The sequence below is a fragment of the Acinetobacter sp. AS167 genome (assembly GCF_037152175.1).
In the GTDB taxonomy this organism is placed as follows: domain Bacteria; phylum Pseudomonadota; class Gammaproteobacteria; order Pseudomonadales; family Moraxellaceae; genus Acinetobacter.
Window position 1 is genome coordinate 237,246 of sequence record NZ_JBBCMP010000004.1, and the last position, 23,976, is coordinate 261,221.

The following is a 23,976-nucleotide window of genomic DNA, read 5'->3' on the forward strand; positions in this document are numbered from 1 at the left end:
TATACCAGCTTGCGATTTTTTTTCGGGTGAGTGTGCACATGCAGTTAGTAACAAACCACAAAACAAAGAAGCAAAGATTTTCTTTAACAATGACATATACTCTCAGATCATGGCACAATCTAAATTCGCCTGTATCTAAGCATAATTTGCAATGATTTGCTGTTGTATTTATTTATTCTGTCATGATTTTCGATTAGATTTTAAAAATCAATGTCTAAAATAATCCTAAAAATATGCCCACACTTTTTGAAATTTTTTGGATTTTTTTAAAATTAGGCTGTAGTAGTTTTGGCGGTCCAGCGGCGCATTTAGTGTTCTTTAAACAAGCTTTTGTAGAGAAAAGAAATTGGTTAAATGAGCAGCAATATGATCAACTGCTTGCACTCACCCAAATGCTCCCTGGCCCAAGTAGTAGTCAAATGGGCATGGCTATAGGTTGTTTACAACATCGATATTTAGGCGCAATTGTCGCTTGGATTGGATTTACTCTCCCATCAGCACTGCTAATGTTTGGCTTAGCAAGATTCATTCAGCAGCATCCAGTTTTTAATCTAGCCTTATTTTCAACAATTCACTCAATCATCTTAGCAATTATAGTCTTTGCTTTTTTACAGATGTTTAAAAGCTATTGTAAAACCAAACTACAATTTACCTTAATGCTGGTCAGTACTGTGTTGCTACTCTTATTTTCAAATGCATGGCTACAACTTGCGATTATCCTTGGTAGTGCTATTTTAGCCATTTTAATGACACGATTTAAATACATTCAAAAGGATTCAAATGTTTTTGCTAGTGGTAATCAGCAGGCAAATTTTAATGTATTACCGAGCTCTTATCATCACAAATCAATCTGGTTGATTGGATTTGTTTCAATTTTTTTTGCCCTGTGCTTAGCAATGCTTTTTTCCAACAAGCTACTATTTCAAGCCAGTTTTAGTTTCTATAAAACAGGTGCTTTAGTCTTTGGTGGTGGCCATGTGGTTCTTCCCATGCTTCAGCAAGATTTTGTCGATACAGGCCTAATCAGCAAACAAGATTTTGAATTAGGCTACACACTTGCGCAATTTATGCCAGGACCACTCTTTAGCTTTGCCAGTTATCTTGGTGCATATTTGCCCCTTACAACTTTTCCCATTGTAAATGCTGTCATAACAACACTGTTGATCTTTTTACCTTCTTTTTTCTTTGTTTTTTTAGCTTTGCCTTACTGGTCTAAGCAACTTGTGAATCCTTATATTCAAAATTCTGTGATACTCATCAATGCTGCAGTTGTTGGATTTGTCCTGTCTGTGATTATCCCTATGCTACAAAAAAGCATGGAAAATCCATTAGATATCATCACCACCTGTTTAATGCTGTTGAGTTTAGAACTTAAAATTTCAATTTTTATCAGTATTCCTAGTCTTTTATTTATTCATTATGCCTTGCTAAATTTCATTTAAAAAGCCAGTGATATCACTGGCTTTTTAAATCTAAACATAAATTAAGCGATAAATTTTAGAATCAATTGAATCACTGTTGCATTAATTAAGTCGACAAAAAATGCACCACAAAGTGGAACAATCAAAAATGCTTTATGTGAAGGGCCATACATATTGGTAATGGCTTGCATATTTGCAACAGCTGTTGGTGTAGCACCCATACCAAAACCACAATGCCCTGCTGCCAATACAGCTGCATCGTAATTTTTTCCCATTACACGGAATGTCACGAAGGCGGCATATAAAGCCATCGTTAATGTTTGTGCACTCAGAATAATCACCAATGGCCCTGCTAAATCTGCTAACTGCCAAAGTTTTAATGAAAGTAAAGCCATCGCAAGGTAGAGTGAGAGTGCTGCATTACCAAATACATCGATCGCGCGATCAAACATTTTAACTCTTAAAATGCCTTCAAGTACATTACGAAGAATAACACCCCCAGCCAATGCCCAAACAAATGTTGGTAGCTCAAACCATTGCCCTTTACTGTAACCGGTCATGAATTCAGCAAAAGCCAGACATGCTGCAAAAAGTCCCAATGTTGTAATCGCATTATCTGCAGTAATCAAACGGACTTGGTGTGGATACTCAAATGGAACATATTCCCCAAGATCAGAAACGGCTTGTTGATTGGTCTCATCCACTTCTTTTTGTGTTTTTGGGTTCGATAGCTGATAACGGTTAATCAGCAACTTGGCTAATGGACCACCGATGATCCCACCAATAATTAAACCAAACGTTGCGCTCGCCATACCCAACGCTAAAGCACCTTGTATACCATGCTGGGTTTCTAAAATCTCACCCCAAGCACCTGCTGTACCATGTCCACCTGTGAGCGTAATTGAACCTGCAATCAGACCAATCAGTGGGTCTAGCCCCATGACTGTTGCCAACCCAATCCCAACAAAGTCTTGTACGACAATAAATGAAGCAACACAAATTAAAAAAATGACTAAACCAAAACCGCCTTCTTTTAATTTTGCAAAATTTGCACTTAAACCAATCGAAGCGAAAAATACCAACATGAAACTGGTTTGTAATTCACTACTCGTGGTAATGCTATAACCCCAAAAATTATGGATGAGTAAAGACAAAATTGCGGCAACAAGTCCCCCAGCAACAGGTTCTGGAATATTATATTTACGGAGAAAATCAATCTTATTGACCAGGAAACGACCTAATAACAATACGATGACTGCTGCAATCAACGTATAGAAGGCATTAAAAGAAAATTCCATAAGTAATTGTCCATTCTTTGGCTAGATTTTTTGTTGTATAGGTATAGAAATGCTATTCCATAATAGTAGCAGACTTAAAATCACTCAGATTTAGTGATTACCTAATTGCCTGATATATACAACAAAAAATTAAAATAAAAAGCAGATTTTCAACATTGAAAATCAAAAAGGCTCATCGCGATAAATACATTAGCGATTAGATATAAACAGAATTGCAATGCTGCAAAAATTTAGAAAAGAAAATGGTCATGATGTTACTCCTATTATTGATAAAAGATCATTTCATCAAACAATGAGAAATACAGTTCTCATAAGTCATTCGCTTTACAAGAACAGGCCAAAACAGGTCATTTATCTATACGATAATATGAACATAGAAAAAAAGTGGGTTAATTATGCATTTTTTTAAGCAAATGTCTTACGTTTTTACAATTTTAGCTATCATTTTAAATTATATTTTTTTCTTATCTATTTCTTTTATAAATACTCATGCATAAAAAACCGAGGAGCATTCCTCGGTTTTTGGGATTAATAAATTTCTAAGCTGGAATTAGAAATTGTATTTCGCCATTAAACCTACACGGTTATCTTTATAAGATTGACCCGCGAAAGTTTCACGCTTACCGTTGATATACTCGATACCTAAATCAATCGGTTTCGCTGGAGAATAGATCACGTTTAACCAAGCTTGTTGAATTTTTTCATTCGCGTTTTGGTTTGCTTTCGCAAAATCTGTACCGTTGTCAGCAAACAATGCGCCATATGCTAAAGTCGAACGCAAATTAGGTAAGATTTTATATGTACCACCCACTTGAAGTGCAGTGAACTCATTCTGCTCAATATCGCCATTTACAATAGCATAAGCATTGTTACTGCCGTATAGGTAATTGCTATTGCCCACCACATAAGATGCATCAGCAAAAAGTTTTAAAGGATCCGCAACTTTAAAGTCTGTGCCAAGTGCAACACCCCATCCCGTCTTATCTTTGCCAGCATTGTTATCTTTATAGTTTTCCACTAAAACACGTGCAGACGCATTACCGTTGCCATCAGCATATGATTGTGTAATTTTACCTGTTAACACAGGAAGACTATATTTAACTGCTGTACCTGTAGCCCCAGCACTATTACCTTCTTCAGCAGCAACCAATAATTTTGTAGTTGGTGCCAGATTGTATGCATAACGTACTTGTGGAATACGTGTAGTACCGCCACCTGCGTTAGTTGCAAAGTCAATCATTTCTGGCGCATGGCTAGATAGGAAGTTAGATGTTGTTTGACCGAATAACCAGTTGTTATAGGTTAAATAAGCATGACGAATACGAAGGTTTTCATTTACACCGTTACCTGCAAAGTCAACTTCAACTTTACCACCAACTTTAGCATCACCTACTGGCGTATTAAAATCTAAACCAATACGTGTTGTTTTTGCTGTCGCGCGGAGTTTGTCTTTCGCTTCTCCAGTAGTTGAACTAATTTTGTTGAAGTCGTCATCACCGCCTTCAATGATATAGTTGGCATCACCACGAACAAAACCATAAATATTGATATCTGCACCAGACTTAGACTTTAAGCCAACTGATGAAGAAGATGGTGCTGCTTGAACTTTAGATTCAACTAATCTCACTTGCTGTTGTTGTTGCTGAAGAAGTGCTTTTAATTCTTGAACTTCATTGCGTAATTGTTGAATCTCTTGACTGTCAGTAGCAGCTTGAGCTGTATTTACCATCAAAGCTGTTACTGTTAATGCTAAACTTTTGACGATCAATGACTTGCGATTTGTGAATAGACTCATTAAATACTCCTAGCCTTATTTATGATGTGCATCCGTACAATTTGATCTTTTAACCCCAATACTTTGCTAAAAAATCAATTTTTCTTGTTTTCTTCAGTAGTTTCTCAGACACCACATAAAAAAAACTTTGCACATATATGCTTGCTATTAAATTATGAAAGCGTTGAAACTAAGTTAAAACCCAAAAGTAACAATTTGTGTATAATTCTTACACCTTTGTAATCTAGCGTAACTCAACCCCTTTATTAAATCAGTTTTATCGAATAAGACTTTAATTTCAATTCTTTTTTCAGATTAGTATTTCTATAATCATTATATAATCTAAGGCTTAGCTAAAATTTCAAAAAATGAATATAACCCCTCTACGACTATCGTATATAGTTTATTTGATTGAAAACTAGACCAATAAAGGATTTTTATGTTTTTCGAACAGGTTCAAGTAATAGATCAAGTAATTACAAGCCGTCATTCAGTGCGTGCTTTTTTGGATAAACCTATCGATTTAGCCATTATTAAAGATATTTTAAATGTCGCATGTCGTGCACCATCTGGAGCAAATACCCAACCGTGGAAAGTATATGTAGTTACTGGTAATAAGCGCCAAGAAATGATTGACCGTGTATGTGCTGCACAAATCGAATTATTTACCCGACCAGAACTCGCCGAACAGCATACAGCAAGTTTTTCATACTACCCGACCACTTGGATTTCACCGTTTATTGATCGTCGTCGTGAAAATGGTTGGGGGCTGTATGGACTTTTGGCGATTCAAAAAAGCGAAAAAGAAAAAATGGCGGCGCAACATTTAAGGAATTATCAGCTTTTTGATGCACCTATTGTGTTGTATTTTACTGTAAATAAAATTATGGGAACAGGCGCTAAAATGGACATTTCCATGATGGTGCAAAATGTCATGATTGCAGCAAAAGCACGTGGTATAGACAGTTGTCCTCAAGCTGCATGGAATCATTTTCATCGTATAGTCTTAGAGGTACTCAATGCACCTGATGATGAGGAGTTAGTCTGTGCTGTTGTGTTGGGTTATGCCGATCCAGACCATATTGTAAATACATTTATTACCCCGCGTGAATCTGTTGAAAACTTTAGCGTGTTCTTGGATTAGAGCGACTTTATTTAACAGCCTTCAATAATTTAAATCATTTTAAAATATTTTTATTCGGCTTCTTTCAAAAGCCCTTTTAAAAACTGAGTTCAACATAAAAGTTCCTCATCCTAACCTTCTCGAAAGGTGGAGAAGGAACTTTCAATACCAATATGATTTACTCCACATGAGCATTTTTTGATTTTTAAAAGATTTATTGTTCTGTATCAGTTGAACATGAATATTTCAACGAATGAATCATCCCTTCTGACTTTTTAAAGTACATGTTTTCTTATAGTAAGGGCTTTTTATCGTAGCTGTCTTTTATATAGCTATCGTCTTTTAGCGATCCCCTGCTTTTTCTTACATAATAAATGTCTAGGGATTAAAACCTGTTAAATCTCGAATAACAGACAGCATTAAAAATCAGCACGCTCTCACACACCAAATATTACAAAATAAAACAATGACTTAAATAAAAATCCAATCAAAAAGCATCTAATACCCAGGTTTGTAATCTTTTGTAAAGTAATATTGATAATTAAATAGGCTTTATGACACTATATATGTATTGGCAATAAGCCACCTTATAGGTATAAGCAACATGTCTATCCAAGTCAAAGATTCAAACAACAATATTATCCCTATTCAAAATATCCAGTTTGCGGGTGGTGAACGACATGTTCAAATTTCAGCAGATACGTTAAAAACGTTGAAAGGGCAAATTCAGATTCAAGCCAAAATCAGTAACACGCAAGATTTGATGGATTACTTGTTAATTGAAAATGTATTACTCAATCAAGGTTTAGAAATTGATTTGGAAATCCCTTATTTTCCATACGCACGCCAAGATCGAATCTGTGCGATGGGACAGGCATTCTCATTAGAACTAATGACAAAATTATTAAATATCAATACTGAACAATTTCCACAACAACGTAAATCAATCAAAGTTTGGGATGCACATAGTTGTGTTACTGAAAAACTTTTAAATGAAAATACCCATTTTTTTGAGATTGAGAATGTTCAACCCAGTGAAATCATTCTGCAAAATTCAAAGTTACAAGACATTTTAATTGCTCAAGACACCGTTTTAATCTGTCCAGATGCAGGTGCAAAACAACGGACCAAAATGATTGCCAAAGTCATCAATAGCTTACGAGATCACGAAATCGAAATGGTCTACTGTGAAAAAAAACGTGATGCCGTCACAGGAAAAATTCAGAATGCTCAAGTCAACGCAACTGATTTAACGGGCAAAACAGCTGTGATCACGGACGATATTTGTGATGGTGGTGCAACTTTTATTGGTATTGCACAAGAGTTAAAAAAATTAAATTGCCAACATGTGATTTTATATGTGACTCACGGGATCTTTAGTAAAGGTATGCACGTATTTGAAGGCTTGGTTGACCAAATTTTTACGACATCGAGCTTTCCTCAAACTGAACATCCAAATCTAAACGTCATTTCATTTAGTCGTTTCAATTCATTTTAATTATTTTGGAGAATAACAATGAGCTTAAAAATCAATCCACTGAATGCAATTGACTTTTATAAAGCAGATCACAGACGTCAGTATCCTGTTGGCACAGAATATGTTTATGCCAATTTCACGCCACGCTCTTCTCGTTTAGCGAAAATGTTGCCTGACTTCGACGATAAAATCGTGTTCTTTGGCTTACAAGGCTTTATCAAACACTTTTTGATTGAAACTTGGAATGAAGGTTTTTTCCAACAAGATAAGGCAAAAGTCATTGCTAGATATAAACGTAGAATGGATAACGCATTGGGCGAAGGTGCAGTTCCTGTCGATCATATTGAAGCTTTATATGACTTAGGCTATTTACCGATTCGGATAAAAGCATTAGAAGAAGGCAGTCGTGTCAATATAAAAGTACCTGTCCTCACTATTGTAAATACCCTGCCTGAGTTCTTTTGGTTAACCAACTACTTAGAAACAGTACTCAGCGCTGAATTATGGAAAAGTTGTACTACAGCAACGATTGCATTTGAATACAAACGCTTACTGACAACATATGCGATTAAAACAGGTGTACCTTTAGACTTCGTTGCTGTACAAGGGCATGATTTTAGTAGTCGCGGAATGAGTGGGATTTATGATGCCACACAAAATGGTGTAGGACATTTAACCAGCTTTATCGGTACAGACGCGGTTTCAGCGATTGATTATGCAGAAGAATATTACGATGCGGAAGGCATTGTAGGTGTTTCGGTTCCCGCAACCGAACATAGTGTGATGTGTATGGGCAGTGAAGACAATGAAATTGAAACTTTTAGACGTTTAATCACTGAGCTTTATCCATCAGGTGTGGTCAGTATCGTATCGGATACTTGGGATTTTTGGCGAGTAATTACAGAATTTACTGTGGCGTTAAAAGACGAAATTTTAGCTCGTCAGCCAAATGCTTTAGGTTTGGCTAAATTGGTTTTTCGTCCTGACTCTGGTGATCCTGTAAAAATCATTTGCGGTGACCCTGAAGCTGAAATGGGCAGTCCAGCTTATAAAGGCGCTGTGCAATGTTTATGGGAAATCTTTGGCGGAACCGAAACAGATCAAGGCTATAAAGTTTTAAATGAGCGTGTTGGTTTGATTTATGGTGACTCGATTACTTTGGAACGTGCTTTAAATATTCTTCAAGGGCTAGAAGCTAAGGGCTATGCTTCAAATAATCTGGTCTTTGGGATCGGTAGTTATACTTATAACTATTTAACGCGTGACACATTTGGTTTTGCAGTTAAAGCCACTTGGGGACAAGTCAACGGTGTTCCACGTGAATTGTTTAAAGATCCAATCACTGATTCTGGTATAAAGAAATCCGCTAAAGGTTTACTTCGCGTAGAAAAAACTGAAGACGGATTTGTGTTATTTGATCAGCAAACCATGGAACAAGAGCAACAAGGTGAGTTAAAAACAGTGTTTGAAAATGGGCAATTGATTCTAGCGTGTCGTTTGAATGAAATTCGGGAGCGATTGGCAAATCAGTTATAACAATCATTTTCAGAAACCTTGCTTTTTATTGCAAGGTTTCTGTGCTTAGGCTGCACCATTGCCAATCTCATTTTACTCAACATATTTTCTACTTGGCGAATCTCTTCCACCCTGTAATAATCCAAGACAATCTGTTACTTTAATAAAATTAAGCGAGCCTTACAGTGACCTTTAACTCCGAACAGGAATTTCTCTCCAACTATAATAAAAAGGATTATGAATCCCCATTACTTACAGTAGATATGGCGATTTTTTCTGTTAATGCAGGTCAGCTACAAGTTTTATTGATTAAACGTTCCAATTTCCCACAAAAAGATAAATGGGCACTCCCAGGTGGTTTTGTCGATTTGTCTAAAGATCAAGATTTGATGATAACAGCACATCGTAAATTGGTTGAAAAAACTGGACTTCAATCACCGCATTTGGAACAAGTTGCGACGGTTGGCAATGCAACACGTGATCCTCGGGGGTGGGCTGTAACAGCTTTATATTTTGCCCTGATCGATTTCAAAGCGTTTCAACAGATTGCCACTGAACAAAATGAATATAGTGAATGGATTTCAATTGCTGAGGCAAAAAAATTAGACTTGGCTTTTGATCATTTAGAGCTTTTAGATATGGCTGTTGACCGTTTAAGTAGTAAGGCACGTTATACAGCCTTACCCGTCAGTTTAATGCCTCAACTGTTTACTTTGACTGAGTTACAGCAGATTTATGAAATTATTTTGGGACAAAGTTTAGAGAAGAAGTCATTTAGACGGCGTATGATTGAAGCTGGCGCAGTTGAGGAAACAGATCAATCTAAGATTGCGGGCAAACGCCCTGCTCAATTGTATAAGTTTGCACTACAAAGTTATGATTTCCATTTTCCTCGAATTTTAGAGTATCCAAGGGAAACCACTTAAGCGCTTTGTATTACTTGGATAACAGCAAACAATGAAAACTTTAGAAAGCTTAATCAAAGGGATTTACGCAATAAGCTTAAAAGCTTTGTCTTCACTTATCGACATCACTAAATTACTTCAGATCGACTTCTAATTGCCGTTTCAATTTCATTTATTGGTTTCCAAAAATAATGACATAAGTCCCTATTTGCATTTTTTCCTCTAAACAACAGACCAGTTTTTCTAAAAAATTCATCACTTTGCTATCGTTAAAATGCAGATCTTTAATTTTTAAAATAATGTCTTGTAGGGCATTTTGATCGAAATAGTTATCTGAACAAGGATCAAAACTACACTCAAATTCATTTCTCATTGGGCTAAACAACGGAAATAAAGATCTAAATATTTTAATGACATAAGCAAAATCATCTTACGGAATAAAATAAGTTCTATTGCCTTTATTTTGTATCCTCTCTAAGTTTTCATCTTCTGCCCAAATAAAGAAACCCACTTTATCAACATATTTTGGATTTTCATCTATACTCAATTTGATTGTACGTTGATTAAATTCATTAATTTTTTGAATGATTTTTCAAGATTGGGATGATATCTAGGATCATCATAATATTCTTGTACAAGTTCCGCATCACAATCTGTTGCTGCACAAATTTTTTCAATATTCTGCTGATGATAAACTTGTATGCAATGTGCTATCTCATCATATTGTTTTAATAAAGCGCAAGCATCTGCGATTGAAATGGTAATTTTTGCGCGTAATTCATGTAATTTTTCTTTATCCATAACACATCACTTTTAACTGCCTCATTCTTTCATTTTCAATATTTATACATCACAACTTTGCAAATTCTATTATCTTAATCAAAACATTTAAAATTGGACAATAACAATGAACGCACTAAGCTACTTTAAAATTCAGTCTTCAAACCCTGAACGTGAAGTTAAATTTTATCATGAAGTTTTCGGTTGGAAATTTAGCAAAGTTGAAGGTCTACCCATTCAATATTTTCAAATTGAAACAGCCAACATACATGGTGGCTTATTGGAGCGTCCAGCTCAAACACCACCCACCCATTGTGGAACCAATGCCTTTACCTGTTCTTTTGAAGTTGAAGATTTTGATACAACTGCTGAAAAGATTTTAGCTTTGGGTGGACAAGTAGCAATGGAGAAATTTGCTATTCCCAATAAATGTTGGCAAGGATATTTTTTAGATGCAGATCATAATACCTTTGGATTAGTCCAAGTTGATCCCAATGCAAAATAACATTCAATAATTAAAAATCTAAATAAATGTTCGAAAAAACCTGTCTATATTCGGCTGCATGAAACAGTTGAGAAAAAGATAGCGAGTATTTTTTAAGAATTTTTATAAAAAATACAGATCATATTAAGTGATTAAGGCCTTACAGCTGATTTAAGCATTCAATTTGTGCTACCTTAATTTTAAATTCTGTAAGGCTTATCCAACTAATGACTGTACGCTTTCTTCATACTTCAGACTGGCATCTGGGACAATTCTTCTATAACCATTCTCGCCAGTATGAACATGAGCAATTTTTAGCGTGGTTATTAGCTCAAATCAAAGAAAAGCAACCCCATGCCCTATTAATTGCAGGCGATATATTCGATGTCATCAATCCTGCATCTGCTGCGCAGAAACAACTCTATCAATTCCTAGCCAATGCACATCAGCTTGCTCCACATATGCAAACCTTAATGATTGCAGGTAATCATGATTCAGGTTATCGCATTGAACAAGTTGAGCCCCTGCTTGAAAAATATCACGCCAAAACCGTCGGTGTGATTCATAAAAACGAGCTTGGTCAAATTGATTTGGATCGTTTACTGATTCCAATTTATGATGAACAAAAAAATATTATTGCTTGGTGCCTAAGCTTACCGTTTCTGCGCCCAGCCGAAATTACAGGTTTTAACGAACAAACCAATAACAGTCAAAATGCCATTGCCTATTTACATCAACAGGTGATTTCTGAAGCACGAAAAAGAAAAACAGATAATCAAGCACTCATTCTAATGTCACATGCCCATATGCAAGGTGGAGAAACCTCTGATTCTGAACGGCCTATTATCATTGGCAATGAGGAAGCACTTTCTACCACATTGTTTGAAGATAGCATTGATTATGTTGCACTCGGGCATTTACATAAACCGCAAAAAGTTGGTCAGGAACATATCCGTTATAGTGGTTCACCTATTCCCTTATCCTTTAGTGAAATCAACTATAAACACCAAATTGTCGACGTGAATATTGACCCGCTTAAAATAGATGAGTCACGGGTTTCATTTGAAAGTGTATTTATTCCCCGTAGTGTACAACTACATAAAATTAAAGGGGAATTGAACGAAGTTTTAGCCAAATTAAAGGCATTAGCAAGCGGTGAAATTGAAAATATTGATCAGCGTGAATATGTCGATATTGAATACCATACCGATGTTCCACCTCCGCCCAATTTGCGCCAACAATTTGAAGATGCTTTACCCAAAAACCGTTACCGCTTAGTTCGCATCTCAAGACAATACTTCGCATCAGAAAAAAATAGTGATGAAATTACTTCAATCAATTTAGAACCACCGACACCAGAAAAACTCTTTCAACAACTTTGGGAAAAAAATGGCTATACCAATGATGATGCTGTCTTGAAAGACTTTTTAAGCTTATTACAAGAAGCCGAAAAAACGCTTGAAAATGAACATGACGCATAGGAGTTTGCCGTGAAAATTTTATCTATACGACTCAAAAATCTCGCGTCTCTTTCGGGTGAACATTTTATAGATTTTGAATCTGAACCTTTAGCTTCAGCAGGTTTAGTGGCGATTGTTGGGAAAACAGGAGCAGGAAAATCAACCATTTTGGATGCCATGTGCCTTGCTCTATTTAATAAAATCCCACGTTTAAAAGACAGTGATGGTAAATTACAGGATATTGATGGCTCTGAACTTTTAACCAACTCACCTCTGACTGTACTCCGCCGTGGTACCGCACACGGCTTTGCTGAATTATGTTTTGTGGCACAAGATCAAAAGCATTATTTGGCACGCTGGGAACTTAAACGTTCCCGTGAAAAAGTAGATGGAAAACTACAAAGTGTCCAACGCTATTTAAAATGCTTAACTGATGGAACGGTAGTCGCAGATAAAGCCAAAGCCGTAGAATCAGCGATCTATAAAATTACCCAACTGAGTTTTGAGCAATTTACTCGTGCAGTTCTTTTGGCACAGTCCGAAGTTACAGCCTTCTTAAAAGCACGTGACAATGAACGTGGTGAATTACTTGAGTATTTAACCAATTCATCCATTTTTGGAAAAGTCGGTCAATTGGCCTACGAAAAAACCAAATTGGTGGCATCAAAACGTAAGGATTTGGAAAACCTTCTCGGTCATATTGAACTCCTCGCTGAGGAAGATGCCGCTGAATTACAGATGCAATTCCAACACATCAATCAAGACTATAAAAAACTTGAAGATGAAAAATCGCAACTTGAAAAACAACAGCAATGGTTTGAGCGTAAACAAAAACTGAATAATGAAATTGTCGTTAAGCAACAGTTGCTTAATACACAGTTACAAGCGCAACAAGGCTTAATCCCTGAGCGTGAACGTTTAAATCGTTTAGAAATATTCTCAGAGATTCGTTCTAGTATTTTTCAAAAGCAACAACTGATAAAAACCGAACAGCAACTCGCACCACAAACTCAAAAACAACAACAGCTTTTTGATGCATTACAAGTTCAATTTGACACTGAAAAGACCCGTTTTCTCCAAACTGAAACGGCTTTAACTGTTCAGCAAAATTTCGAAAATACCCATCGTGGATGTTTGAGTGAAGTACGGAAATGTATTCAGGAGCGGGATTTTATTGGGGTCGAATTTAAGAAAATTCAGACCAGATTAAATGATTTAGAATCGTCTAAAACCCCACTACTCAATCAACAACAACAACTTGAACATCATATTCAGCAGATTACAGAAAAACGAAATCTTTTAAATCAGCAACTTGCAGACTCTCAGCAGTTCTCAAGTTTGGATAAAGGTTTAACTGCACATGTGCAACAGTTAACCCAATTTATTCAGCACTATCAATCTATTGAAAATCAATTAGGGAACCTGTCTCAGGCTGAAACGAAATTAATTGAGCAAAAAACACAATTACAAGACTCAATTCATCAATTTGGAACTGCGGAGCAACTTGAAACTCAGCTTGAACAAACGCGCCAACAACGTGAATTTAAACTGAGCCAACTCAACCAATTGGCTACCTTACAGCAAAAATTAGCCCAGTTTTTTGAATTAAAGATTGAATCTCAGCAGCTTAATGACCGATTGAAACGTTGCTCGGAACAATTTCAACAACTAGAAAAAACCACAATACAGGCTGAACAAGATTTCCAAACGGCGAAACAAGCCCGTTTAAAACTGCAAGAGGTTTTACAACAACAACGCTTATTACATGCTGAAAATGTGGAACATTTAAGAGCTGAATTAATAGATGGTCAACCTTGTGTTGTTTGTGGAAGCACAACCCATCCCTATCACCTTGATGATTCTGCTATATCTAAAGTACTGTTTGAGCTACAACAGCAACAGGAACAACAAGCCACGCTCAAAGAACAACAAACCTTTAACCTTTGGCAAGCGGCTCAACAAAACTTGACCAAATTGAGTGTCGAACAGCAACAGCTTAAGACCACTCTTCAAAATGTGACTGAAAAAATAACCGTCATACAACAGCTATGTATTGAACAAGGTCAATCATCCCAAATCCCGCTGAACTTAACTCATACACAATCTGAAATTAAGCAACAATTGGAGCAACTTACCCAGCAATATCAGTTTGATATTCAACAATTGGAAGCACAATCTAAGCAATGGATTCAAAGCATCAAAATTCAGCAACAATTAAGTCAAAGCATTCAACACACTGAACATTTATTGCAAAATGCCAATAACCTACACAATCAGGTACAACATATTGTCAGTTGCTTAGCTGATCGTGAAAAAAATGCATGGCAACAGTACAGTATCACCACAGCACAATATATCTTGAGCCAATTAAATACGCGTACACAACAGCTTGAACAGCTTGAGTTATTGTCGAAACAGCATGATCAATATCTACAGCAACTCAATACAACTCAACTCAATATAGCGAATACAGCCAAACACATTTCTGAAACTGCTCACAGCTTGAACGAGATAAAACTGAAAGGGCAACAAAACACAGAATTGGCAAATCAACTCATTCAAAATATGACGGGATTAACCGAAGTTAAGCCGAATGAATGGTTAACGCAGTATGACCATGAATACCAAAAAATTCAGACGCTTTACCAACAACAAAAGCAAAGTTTTAATCAATTACGCAATCAATTTGAGCAAGAAAAAAGTCAGCTCGAACAACTCAACGCTCAGCAACAACACAATCAGAATAACCTCAATCTAGTGAATCAGGATATTCAGCAATGGCTTACTCAGCATCCAGCTTTTCAGCCTGATGATTTAGAGCTTTTGGCTCAAATCACGGCGGTACAAGAACAACAGATTCGCCAACAACTGCAACATGCTGAACGAATGTTAAATGAGGCCAATTCAGCACTTAACACCATACAAGAGCAATTAACTGAACATACGCTTCATCAACCCGAAATTGATTTTGAACAGTTACAACAATTGATTTTGAATAATGCGAATACGCTAAAAACCCAATTTGAAATCCGCGATCAGTTAAAACTCAAACTTGAATTGCATCAACAAAATGTTGCTAAGCAAAAGCAATTTACTGATCAGATTCAACAAGTACAACAGGAAGAACATCGCTGGGGCAAAATTTCAGGCTTAATGGGAGATGCGACGGGTAAGAAATTCCGTGATTATGCACAACAGTATAATCTGGATATTTTACTCGAACATGCCAACCAACAATTGGCGATGTTGTCTCAACGTTATACCTTAAAACGATTAGATAATTCACTCAGCCTTGCCATCATTGACCATGATATGGATGGTGAAACCCGTTCGGTTGCCTCACTTTCAGGAGGTGAGTCATTCTTGACTGCCCTTGCCTTATCTTTGGCAATTGCCAATATGGCATCAGGTTCAATGAAAATTGAATCTCTCTTTATCGATGAAGGTTTTGGTACATTGGATGCATCTTCATTACATATGGTCATGAATGCATTAGATCAACTGCAAAATCAAGGGCGTAAAGTTGTATTGATTTCACATATACAAGAAATGCATGAACGTATTCCTGTGCAAATTCAGGTACGCCCTTTAGGGGCGGGTGCAAGTACGCTTGAAGTGGTGAGTTAGAATAAATGAGGAGGCCACCCTCCTCTAAAACATAAACTCATCGTATTTATTTATGTTCTAAATACGCTTGTTTAGCTTGATCACAAATTTCTTTTTTATCACTCAAGCCTTGTGTGGCTTCTGCTAAAGTTTCATCAAATGTCGTATCAAACTGCTTATAGTCACGATCATATTGAGCCTTATATTTTTGATTATTTTTCATAGCAGTGATTGAGCTTTGTATTGCAACACACATAGGATAAAGCTCAGATTTGTCCTGTATTTGAGTTACACGTTCCGTTATTTCTTCAATTTTACCAAGGATCGTATCAAAGTTTTCTTGAAATTTGGCATAACTGGGCTGAGGTTTAATAAGGACTTTATATTGATCTTCAATAGGATTTGCAAATACTTGCGTAGACACCATGCCCATTAAGATTACAGTGTATATTTTTAGTAATTTCATTGGATTAAAACTCTTTATAGTTTTCATTTAATTTCATTAAGTTTAATAATAGGCATTCTTTATTTTAAGAATGCCTATTATTATTACAAACGAATAAATTAACGATCTGCGGGAAATGCATTTGGTGGAGGTGCATATTTATTCACAGGTTTAGACTCGTCTTCTGGTGCTTCCAACTCATATAAAACCGTACCAATTACACCAGCGTTCTGAATTGAACCATTCTCTGAGTTCGCAGCATACGCATCTTTAGGCTTACTAAATGTAAAGGAAGCAACAGCAGATTCACTCTTACGGAAACCTTCAATTTTCAATGAATCATGTGCATGTAATACATAACCAGAATTGCTTCTGGAAGCCTCACTGCCATCAATGACATCTACACCATCAACACTGGCAACCACTTCAAACGTTTTAGCTGTGTTATTTTCATAATGAAGTTGATAGCTTTGCCCTTCACGCCCTGACAAATAGTAGCTTTGTCCAACACGATACATTGGAATTCGGTTTCCACGATCATCTACAACAGAAAAACTCACTTTTCCTGCGGCAATAGAAATTGAATTGACCGTTTTACCTTTGTAGCTTTTATCTGCATATTGCACGATAGTTTCAGCAAGAGGTGAATCAGATTTGCGCTTTAATTGCACTTCGGTCACATGGGAATCAATTTCATCACCCCACTTTGTGCCTAACTTTTCATCAGCAGCAACTTGATTGTTGGCTGCTTCAGCGGCAGCATCTGCACTGGTCGCTTCAGTTTGGGATTGAGATACGCTTTCATCTGTTTTTTTCGAACATGCAGCTAGAAAAATACACAAAAAAAGGCAGAGAAATATATTTATATTTTTCATTATAAAACCTATTTTAAAGTTTATAAGTTACGTAGATTATTATCAAAGTCATAATATCGTAGCTATTTTGACTGTGCTATTTTTAAATTATTGCAATTATGTAACATTATAACATCTAAAAAGAGGGATAATAACATCCCCCCTTTCGTCTTAATATTTTTAATTAATCCGCAGGAAAGGCATTAGGCGCAGGTGCGTAATTATCCTTAGATTTTTTGGGTAGATCGTATTTTGGTGCTTTTAACTCATACACCACTGTACCAATCACACCAGTATTTTGAATAGAACCACTGGTAGTGTTGGCAGCATAAGCATCATTTGGCTTACTAAAAATAAATGAAGCTACAGATGAATTACTCTTCCTAAAACCTTCAATCGCGAATGAGCTATATGGTCTTAACACATAACCACTATTTGAACGTGAAGCTTTACTTCCATTAAGAACATCTAAACCATCGACACTTGCAACAACTTCAAAGGTTTGGCTACTGGTATTGGCATAACGCAATTGATAGCTTTGTCCATCACGGGCAGAGAGATAATAACGCTCTCCATCGCGATACAATGGTAAAATTCGCCCACGATCATCCACAACAGAAAAGCTAATTTTTCCAGCAGCTAAAGAAATGCTATTAATACTGCGTCCTGAAAATTGCTTACTGGCATAACGAATTTGAGTTTCATCAATAGGATTACTACTCAAACGTTTTAAATCAACCTGAGTCACATATGAACTCACATCATCTCCCCATTTCGTTCCCAAACGCTCTTCTGACTTTACTCGATTTTGATTGGAGATAGGCGCTGGTGCAGCTTTAGCTGTTGCTGAGGTAGGTGATGGTGCAGATTCGATTTCTTGTGAAATAGCATCCTGCGTTGAAGAATATTTTGCAGTACTACAAGCGCTGATTAAAGCACAAAGACATAACCATAATAATAGTTTGGATTTATACATATTCTATTTCCAGTTTTTAAATTTTATTCAAATCAGTATAGTCAAATCGACAATCATATTACATCTAATATTGTTGAGTATATTTTAAAAAATTTAACTGAATAATTTGCCTTAAAGTAAATTCCAAATGCCTAAACGGATACTCATCAGCTTCATTTTACCTACACATAGAATTGTTTTTTATAGCGATTTATCTAAGCCAATGTAAAAAATCTAATTACTATTCAATAAATACCAACAGAAATCAAAAACGGTATGTAGAAATACAGTTTTTGATTTCATCCATGCAATTACTCAACGTGTATGGGCCTTAAAGTGAGAATCTGTTCACTACGTCCAAATGGCCCATAAATATCATGTAAGATGGAACTGGTTAAACCAATACCATCTTCACCATACTGTTGTACGGTTTCTAAGCCTAGCCATTGACCTTGGGGCAAACGATATAAATGAATTTGTAAATCTAGATTTGGAAAGCCCCAATTAAAAGGTGCTGTTTGTCTCGCCACGACACCATTTGCAGTATCGATCATTCCCATTAACTTCACAAATGCCGATGTCGGTCGACCTTCAACCATATCCAAAGTATTGCTAAGCCATACAATACCAGCTCCCTGTCGACGTTGCTCAGTCCTTGCTTCAATCGAATGAATATATCCACCAGGCCATTGACGTATTTCATGCCAAATCGGTAACTGTTCCGGTGTACCAATAGATTGATCCTCTAAGCCTGCAACACTTTGACTATTGCTGATCATCATGCGCCAACTTCTCGCCACAATACTTATTTTACCTTGTGTGACCATTTCGGATTCAATCAGTTCAATGGTCTTGCCAGCTCGAATTACTTTTGTCCGAATATAAAATTCGCCACCTGCAATTAATCCAAGAATATCTAAACTTATACGACCAATTCGAACATCATTTCGAGGTGAAAACTGTTCTAATTCAGCACAAATAACCCCTGTCGCTGGTGCCATATGTTGCTCATGTGCATTCCAAGCCCCTTGAGCATGATCTGTCGATTGATAATGTGCAGTCACTACACCCTGTTTATCGATATGACGCTGAATCAATTGATAATATGCAGACATAAACTTCCCTATCACTCTTAAAAATCATTCGCTATACATATAATCCCGCATTATTTTTGTACTCGACTTAAGCAAAGAAGTCTAATATTAATAGGAAAAATGACCCATAGCGTTCAATATTTTACACGGGATTGAACGCTTAGATTTAAAGTGACATATTGAAAAGTCAGTGTTTGAAAGCCTAGATTTAACCAATGAGTAAAACGACACCAGAGAAAATCAGACAATAAATACCAAAGAAATGCCAACGACCATGTTCAAGCCAACTCGATAGCCATTTTAAAGCAACAAGACCTGCAATTAAGCTAAACAGCATTCCAAACATACTGGGTAAAAGCAGTTGAGCTAAATAGATATTTTGAAAATTTTCGGCATGTAGCAATCGATAAAGTTCTTTTACAATCACCGCTGGGGTTAACACCACTGCCAAGGCAAAACTAAACTCTTCCGCTTTTTGGCGAGCGATACCTAAAAATAATCCTGTTGAAATTGTTGCACCTGAACGTGAAAAACCACGAAACGGCAAACATAAAGCCTGAACAGCGCCAATCCATGCCGCACTTTTCATCGTCACATCACCAACCTGTCCACGATCTAATCGAGAAGATAAAATAATCAATACACCAGCAGAAGCTAAAGCAGCAGCCATTAATTTTGAGTTGCTAAACAATTGCTCAATTTCAAAGTGGTTTGCCCCAGCAAAAAATACATGTTTGATCATCGATTGCAACGCTAATCCAAGTACGCCCGTGATGCATGTTGCAACAATCACAAACCATGCTTGTTTTTTAAAACGATCCCATGACGAAAAATAGGTTGTGCGCCAAGACTTCCAAAAATACACAATGACCGCAAACATGGTTCCTGTATGTAGCATCACCAATAAAAACGTCATATCGGGCGCTGATGGGTCAAAACCCATCAATTTTTCAGCCACAATCACGTGCGCTGAACTGGATACAGGCAGCAGTTCTGCAAACCCTTGTATGATGGCAAGAATAAGTACATGAAAAATAGTCATCAACAATCTCTACGGATTAGAATTATCGATGCCTTATACGTTTACAGCATTAAATCAAAATTAAAATAAACTTAAACCACTCATTATAGTAAGCTTCATACAAATTTAGCTGCTTTTTTGTCTTGTTGAGTCATACATGGGCGATCTATCGTGTGGCGACATGGATGCAGCTGTTGAGTGGGGCGTACCCTACCCAACATGAGCAAAAACAAAGCAGGGCTTTGTTTGCAGCGCAAGATTTGGCATCCATCCCTGAAAAGAGAGGCATCGCCTACATAAATTTATTTAAATTTTCAAGGTAAGGTGCGGCTACACCAACCCTATAATCCTATAAATTAGCTTTTATGAAATGCTATAAATTAGGGTAAGCGCAATAATCTTTCAAAATACGTCATACCATGATTAATGTTTATTTGAATAATCTCGTGCACCAAACAAAGCTGTCCCGATACGTACCATGGTTGACCCTGCGGCAATGGCTTCCACCATATCTCCAGACATCCCCATGCTTAACGTATCCCAATCTTCAGCATGCGCATGATGAACTTTAACCTGATCAAATAATTGCTTTGTATCACTAAATGCTTGCGGATGATCAGGTGCAGGAATCACCATTAAACCACGCAACTTTAAATTCTTTAATTGACTAATTTGTTTTACCAGATCTGCAACTTCATCAGGCTGACAACCGTCTTTACTGTCTTGTGCATCAATATTCACTTGTAAGCAAATATTTAATGGCTTTTGAGTAACTTCTCGTTGATTTGAGAGACGCTCTGCAATGATAAAACGATCAACACCATGCACCCATGCAAACTTTTCTGCAAGATGCTTGGTTTTATTGCGCTGTACATGACCAATAAAATGCCATTCGATCTCTAAATCTTTTAAATCTTCAATTTTTTCGAGCGCTTCTTGTAAATAATTCTCGCCAAAAGCCCGCTGCCCTGTAGCATACATTTCTTTTAAGAGCATACTTGGATGTGTCTTGGAAACTGCCAACAACTGTACCTGACTCACATCTCGATTTGCTGTCAAACAGGCCTGCTGAATTTGCGTGAGTATATGATTTCGAGCTTGATTTAGATCATTCATTGACAAGGTTCTCATTTCATAAAAATTTCAGCTTCCAAGCAATGAAATTGTTGGTTATGCTGAGTGAAAGGCCTTATTATTCTACAAAATAATGAGGGTGTGTAGATCGTTTATAAATAGCTTGCGTTGTAGGCTAAAATTGAGCAAACAAGGAATGAAATGAAGAGAATAGTAAGCCTATTTTCAAATTTCACAACACAGTTTGAAATAATTTTAACTACAACTCTGTGGGACTTTGATGTTTTTGACTGCTACGTGTTAGCTTGCGAAACGATGTATCTCATCATTTAGAATAACTAAATTTCGTACTTCGCGCCTAGTAACCCAGAAAACACGCTTAAGCACAAGCATGATGAATAATCTACACCCTAGGCAAATAGATTTTTATTCGGGGACATTATGGATATTACAGAATTATTGGCGTTTTCCGTCAAAAATGGTGCATCTGACTTACACCTTTCAGCCGGTATGCCACCGATGATTCGTGTCGATGGGGAAGTCCGTCGTATCAATTTACCAGCATTGGAACATAAAGAAGTTCACAGACTGGTTTATGACATCATGAATGATAAACAACGTCGTGATTTTGAAGAACAATTAGAAACAGACTTCTCATTTGAAGTTCCAAGTATTGCCCGTTTTCGTGTAAACGCATTCAATCAAAATCGCGGTGCTGGTGCTGTATTCCGTACCATTCCGTCCAAAGTTCTGACCATGGAAGATTTAGGTTTAGGACAAATCTTCAAAGATCTTTGTGAATTACCACGTGGTTTGATTCTTGTAACAGGCCCAACAGGTTCGGGGAAGTCAACCACATTGGCCTCTATGATTGACTTTATCAATGACAGTCGCTATGACCATATTTTAACAGTCGAAGACCCAATCGAATTTGTACACCAATCTAAGAAGTGCCTCATCAACCAGCGTGAAGTGCATCGTGATACACATGGCTTTAATGAAGCACTGCGTTCTGCGTTACGTGAAGACCCTGACATTATCTTGGTCGGTGAGATGCGAGACCTTGAAACCATTCGCCTTGCATTAACTGCTGCAGAAACAGGTCACTTGGTTTTCGGCACGCTACATACCACATCTGCGGCAAAAACCATTGACCGTGTCATTGACGTATTCCCTGCTGAAGAAAAAGATATGGTACGCGCCATGTTGTCAGAATCATTACAAGCCGTCATTTCGCAAACACTGCTTAAAAAGAATGGTGGAGGACGGGTTGCCGCACATGAAATTATGATTGGTATTCCTGCAATTCGTAACTTAATCCGTGAAAACAAAGTTGCACAGATGTATTCAGCAATTCAAACGGGTGCAAACTATGGTATGACCACCTTAGATCAAAGTTTAAAAACACTGGTTGCCAAAGGTATTATTAGTCCTCAAGTTGCAAGAAATGTAGCAAAACAACCAGAATCATTTTTATAAAATGGATTATTGAGGTTTAAAAAAGATGGATTTTAATGACTTGCTCAATATGATGATTGAGCAAAAAGCATCAGACTTATTTATTACTGCCGATGTTGAACCATCAATGAAAATTAATGGTCAAATTGTTCCTGTAGTAAAAACCAAGTTAAACGGCGAAATTATTATGCAACTGCTTAACTCAATTATGAGTGAAAAGCAGCGTAAAGAATTTGCTGAGACGCGTGAATGTAACTTTGCCATTACCAATCGCGATAAAACTGCTCGTTTCCGTGTGAGTGCCTTTCAGCAGCGTGATATGCCAGGTATGGTTTTGCGTCGTATTGAAACTCAAATTCCAACTATGGATGAGCTTAAATTACCACCTATCCTCAAAGATCTGGCAATGACCAAACGTGGAATTATCATCTTTGTCGGAGCAACAGGGACAGGTAAATCAACTTCGCTTGCGTCTATCATTGGTTATCGTAATCAAAACTCTAAAGGTCATATCATCACCATTGAAGACCCGATTGAATTTGTGCATGAACATGCAGGATGCATTATTACGCAACGTGAAGTGGGAATCGATACAGATTCTTTTGAAATTGCGCTAAAAAATACTTTGCGCCAAGCGCCAGATGTGATCTTGATTGGTGAAATTCGTTCTCGTGAAACCATGGACTATGCCATAGCCTTTGCTGAAACGGGACACTTAGTATTTGCCACACTGCATGCCAACAACGCAAACCAAGCAATTGATCGGATTATTCACTTCTTTGAGTCTGATCGTCATAGCCAGTTGTTTATGGATCTATCGCTCAATTTAAAAGCGATGGTAGCACAGCAATTAATCCCAACACCTGATGGTAATTCACGTCGTGCTGCAATTGAAATTCTAATCAACTCACCATTGGTTTCAGACTTAATCCGTAAAGGTGATGTGCATGAGATTAAGGATTTGATGAAACGCTCTCGTGAATTGGGTATGCAAACTTTTGACCAAGCTTTATTTGACCTTTATAAAGCAGGACAAATTACCTATAAAGATGCACTTAAACATGCTGACTCTCCAAATGATTTACGTCTACAAATCAAATTGGATGAAGAAGGTGGTGCACAACTACTTAATGCAAATAGTAAACTCACCTTTGATGGACAATAGTCCCAAATCAAAAAAAGAGCGTATAAAAAAGGGGGGCTTAAATAAGCCCCCCTTCATTTGTTGTATT

At 37.0% G+C, this 23,976-nt stretch carries 19 protein-coding genes; 10 read left to right on the forward strand and 9 right to left on the reverse strand.

Annotated elements, in window-relative coordinates; genetic code table 11:
- Positions 1–233 precede the first annotated feature (233 nt).
- Positions 234–1,442 (forward strand): chromate efflux transporter, encoded by a 1,209-nt coding sequence (gene chrA, locus WFN33_RS09845; RefSeq protein WP_336952873.1) that lies wholly within the window; start codon positions 234–236, stop codon positions 1,440–1,442.
- Positions 1,443–1,483: 41 nt separating this feature from the next.
- Here chrA and gltS read toward each other — a convergent pair whose 3' ends face one another.
- Together gltS and WFN33_RS09855 are read right to left on the reverse strand one after the other, a co-directional pair.
- Complete coding sequence (gene gltS / locus WFN33_RS09850) at positions 1,484–2,719, reverse strand: sodium/glutamate symporter (RefSeq protein WP_336952874.1); 1,236 nt, start codon at positions 2,717–2,719, stop codon at positions 1,484–1,486.
- A 550-nt stretch (positions 2,720–3,269) separates the two neighbouring features.
- Positions 3,270–4,514, reverse strand: coding sequence for a DcaP family trimeric outer membrane transporter (locus tag WFN33_RS09855; RefSeq protein WP_336952875.1), 1,245 nt, complete (start codon positions 4,512–4,514; stop codon positions 3,270–3,272).
- Positions 4,515–4,932: 418 nt separating this feature from the next.
- On the opposite strand from WFN33_RS09855, the gene WFN33_RS09860 reads away from it, so the two are divergent.
- The 4 genes from WFN33_RS09860 to ntrR all read left to right on the forward strand — a co-directional run bounded on the left by WFN33_RS09860 (position 4,933) and on the right by ntrR (position 9,534).
- On the forward strand, positions 4,933–5,637 hold the full coding sequence (locus WFN33_RS09860) for a nitroreductase (RefSeq protein WP_336952876.1): 705 nt from the start codon (positions 4,933–4,935) through the stop codon (positions 5,635–5,637).
- Positions 5,638–6,220: 583 nt separating this feature from the next.
- Positions 6,221–7,114 (forward strand): phosphoribosyltransferase family protein, encoded by an 894-nt coding sequence (locus WFN33_RS09865; protein ID WP_336952877.1) that lies wholly within the window; start codon positions 6,221–6,223, stop codon positions 7,112–7,114.
- Positions 7,115–7,132: 18 nt separating this feature from the next.
- Positions 7,133–8,629 carry a nicotinate phosphoribosyltransferase gene (locus WFN33_RS09870; RefSeq protein WP_336952878.1) on the forward strand — a complete coding sequence of 499 codons (1,497 nt, stop codon included), beginning with the start codon at positions 7,133–7,135 and terminating at the stop codon, positions 8,627–8,629.
- Positions 8,630–8,793: 164 nt separating this feature from the next.
- On the forward strand, positions 8,794–9,534 hold the full coding sequence (gene ntrR / locus WFN33_RS09875; protein WP_336952879.1) for an ADPR responsive transcriptional repressor NtrR: 741 nt from the start codon (positions 8,794–8,796) through the stop codon (positions 9,532–9,534).
- Positions 9,535–10,056: 522 nt separating this feature from the next.
- Here ntrR and WFN33_RS09880 read toward each other — a convergent pair.
- Positions 10,057–10,314, reverse strand: a complete 258-nt coding sequence (locus tag WFN33_RS09880; RefSeq protein ID WP_336952880.1) for a hypothetical protein — start codon at positions 10,312–10,314, stop codon at positions 10,057–10,059.
- Between the two features lie 106 nt (positions 10,315–10,420).
- Here WFN33_RS09880 and WFN33_RS09885 point away from each other — a divergent pair, with 106 nt between their 5' ends.
- The 3 genes from WFN33_RS09885 (at position 10,421) to WFN33_RS09895 (ending at position 15,864) form a co-directional block, all read left to right on the forward strand.
- Complete coding sequence (locus WFN33_RS09885; protein WP_336952881.1) at positions 10,421–10,798, forward strand: VOC family protein; 378 nt, start codon at positions 10,421–10,423, stop codon at positions 10,796–10,798.
- A gap of 206 nt (positions 10,799–11,004) precedes the next feature.
- The gene (locus WFN33_RS09890) at positions 11,005–12,258 is read left to right on the forward strand and encodes an exonuclease SbcCD subunit D (RefSeq protein ID WP_336952882.1); all 1,254 of its coding nucleotides are present in this window, start codon (positions 11,005–11,007) and stop codon (positions 12,256–12,258) included.
- A gap of 9 nt (positions 12,259–12,267) precedes the next feature.
- Positions 12,268–15,864 (forward strand): AAA family ATPase, encoded by a 3,597-nt coding sequence (locus tag WFN33_RS09895; RefSeq protein WP_336952883.1) that lies wholly within the window; start codon positions 12,268–12,270, stop codon positions 15,862–15,864.
- Positions 15,865–15,910: 46 nt separating this feature from the next.
- On the opposite strand, the gene WFN33_RS09900 is transcribed toward WFN33_RS09895, so the two are convergent.
- From WFN33_RS09900 to WFN33_RS09925, 6 genes are all read right to left on the reverse strand, one after another.
- Positions 15,911–16,336 (reverse strand): hypothetical protein, encoded by a 426-nt coding sequence (locus WFN33_RS09900; protein ID WP_336952885.1) that lies wholly within the window; start codon positions 16,334–16,336, stop codon positions 15,911–15,913.
- Positions 16,337–16,407: 71 nt separating this feature from the next.
- Positions 16,408–17,163 carry a hypothetical protein gene (locus WFN33_RS09905; RefSeq protein WP_336952886.1) on the reverse strand — a complete coding sequence of 252 codons (756 nt, stop codon included), beginning with the start codon at positions 17,161–17,163 and terminating at the stop codon, positions 16,408–16,410.
- 163 nt (positions 17,164–17,326) lie between these two features.
- On the reverse strand, positions 17,327–18,118 hold the full coding sequence (locus tag WFN33_RS09910) for a hypothetical protein (protein ID WP_336952887.1): 792 nt from the start codon (positions 18,116–18,118) through the stop codon (positions 17,327–17,329).
- Positions 18,119–18,408: 290 nt separating this feature from the next.
- Entirely contained in the window at positions 18,409–19,212 is an 804-nt protein-coding gene (locus WFN33_RS09915) for a thioesterase family protein (RefSeq protein WP_336952888.1), read from the reverse strand.
- Positions 19,213–19,399: 187 nt separating this feature from the next.
- Positions 19,400–20,233, reverse strand: coding sequence for an undecaprenyl-diphosphate phosphatase (locus tag WFN33_RS09920; RefSeq protein ID WP_336952890.1), 834 nt, complete (start codon positions 20,231–20,233; stop codon positions 19,400–19,402).
- 402 nt (positions 20,234–20,635) lie between these two features.
- Entirely contained in the window at positions 20,636–21,328 is a 693-nt protein-coding gene (locus WFN33_RS09925) for a YggS family pyridoxal phosphate-dependent enzyme (protein WP_336952892.1), read from the reverse strand.
- Positions 21,329–21,727: 399 nt separating this feature from the next.
- On the opposite strand from WFN33_RS09925, the gene WFN33_RS09930 reads away from it, so the two are divergent.
- Together WFN33_RS09930 and WFN33_RS09935 are read left to right on the forward strand one after the other, a co-directional pair.
- Positions 21,728–22,765, forward strand: a complete 1,038-nt coding sequence (locus tag WFN33_RS09930; RefSeq protein WP_336952893.1) for a type IV pilus twitching motility protein PilT — start codon at positions 21,728–21,730, stop codon at positions 22,763–22,765.
- A gap of 25 nt (positions 22,766–22,790) precedes the next feature.
- Entirely contained in the window at positions 22,791–23,909 is a 1,119-nt protein-coding gene (locus WFN33_RS09935; protein ID WP_336952895.1) for a PilT/PilU family type 4a pilus ATPase, read from the forward strand.
- Positions 23,910–23,976 lie beyond the last annotated feature (67 nt).

Bases quoted from the DNA above. Each gene is read 5' to 3' on its own strand.
- WFN33_RS09935 (WP_336952895.1), top strand. From the start codon at position 22,791: ATGGATTTTAATGACTTGCTCAATATGATGATTGAGCAAAAAGCATCA.
- WFN33_RS09900 (WP_336952885.1), bottom strand. From the start codon at position 16,336: ATGAAAACTATAAAGAGTTTTAATCCAATGAAATTACTAAAAATATAC.
- WFN33_RS09930 (WP_336952893.1), top strand. From the start codon at position 21,728: ATGGATATTACAGAATTATTGGCGTTTTCCGTCAAAAATGGTGCATCT.
- WFN33_RS09885 (WP_336952881.1), top strand. From the start codon at position 10,421: ATGAACGCACTAAGCTACTTTAAAATTCAGTCTTCAAACCCTGAACGT.
- WFN33_RS09880 (WP_336952880.1), bottom strand. From the start codon at position 10,314: ATGGATAAAGAAAAATTACATGAATTACGCGCAAAAATTACCATTTCA.
- WFN33_RS09865 (WP_336952877.1), top strand. From the start codon at position 6,221: ATGTCTATCCAAGTCAAAGATTCAAACAACAATATTATCCCTATTCAA.
- gltS (WP_336952874.1), bottom strand. From the start codon at position 2,719: ATGGAATTTTCTTTTAATGCCTTCTATACGTTGATTGCAGCAGTCATC.
- chrA (WP_336952873.1), top strand. From the start codon at position 234: ATGCCCACACTTTTTGAAATTTTTTGGATTTTTTTAAAATTAGGCTGT.
- WFN33_RS09905 (WP_336952886.1), bottom strand. From the start codon at position 17,163: ATGAAAAATATAAATATATTTCTCTGCCTTTTTTTGTGTATTTTTCTA.
- WFN33_RS09870 (WP_336952878.1), top strand. From the start codon at position 7,133: ATGAGCTTAAAAATCAATCCACTGAATGCAATTGACTTTTATAAAGCA.
- WFN33_RS09910 (WP_336952887.1), bottom strand. From the start codon at position 18,118: ATGTATAAATCCAAACTATTATTATGGTTATGTCTTTGTGCTTTAATC.
- WFN33_RS09915 (WP_336952888.1), bottom strand. From the start codon at position 19,212: ATGTCTGCATATTATCAATTGATTCAGCGTCATATCGATAAACAGGGT.
- WFN33_RS09855 (WP_336952875.1), bottom strand. From the start codon at position 4,514: ATGAGTCTATTCACAAATCGCAAGTCATTGATCGTCAAAAGTTTAGCA.
- WFN33_RS09860 (WP_336952876.1), top strand. From the start codon at position 4,933: ATGTTTTTCGAACAGGTTCAAGTAATAGATCAAGTAATTACAAGCCGT.
- WFN33_RS09920 (WP_336952890.1), bottom strand. From the start codon at position 20,233: ATGACTATTTTTCATGTACTTATTCTTGCCATCATACAAGGGTTTGCA.
- WFN33_RS09925 (WP_336952892.1), bottom strand. From the start codon at position 21,328: ATGAATGATCTAAATCAAGCTCGAAATCATATACTCACGCAAATTCAG.
- WFN33_RS09890 (WP_336952882.1), top strand. From the start codon at position 11,005: ATGACTGTACGCTTTCTTCATACTTCAGACTGGCATCTGGGACAATTC.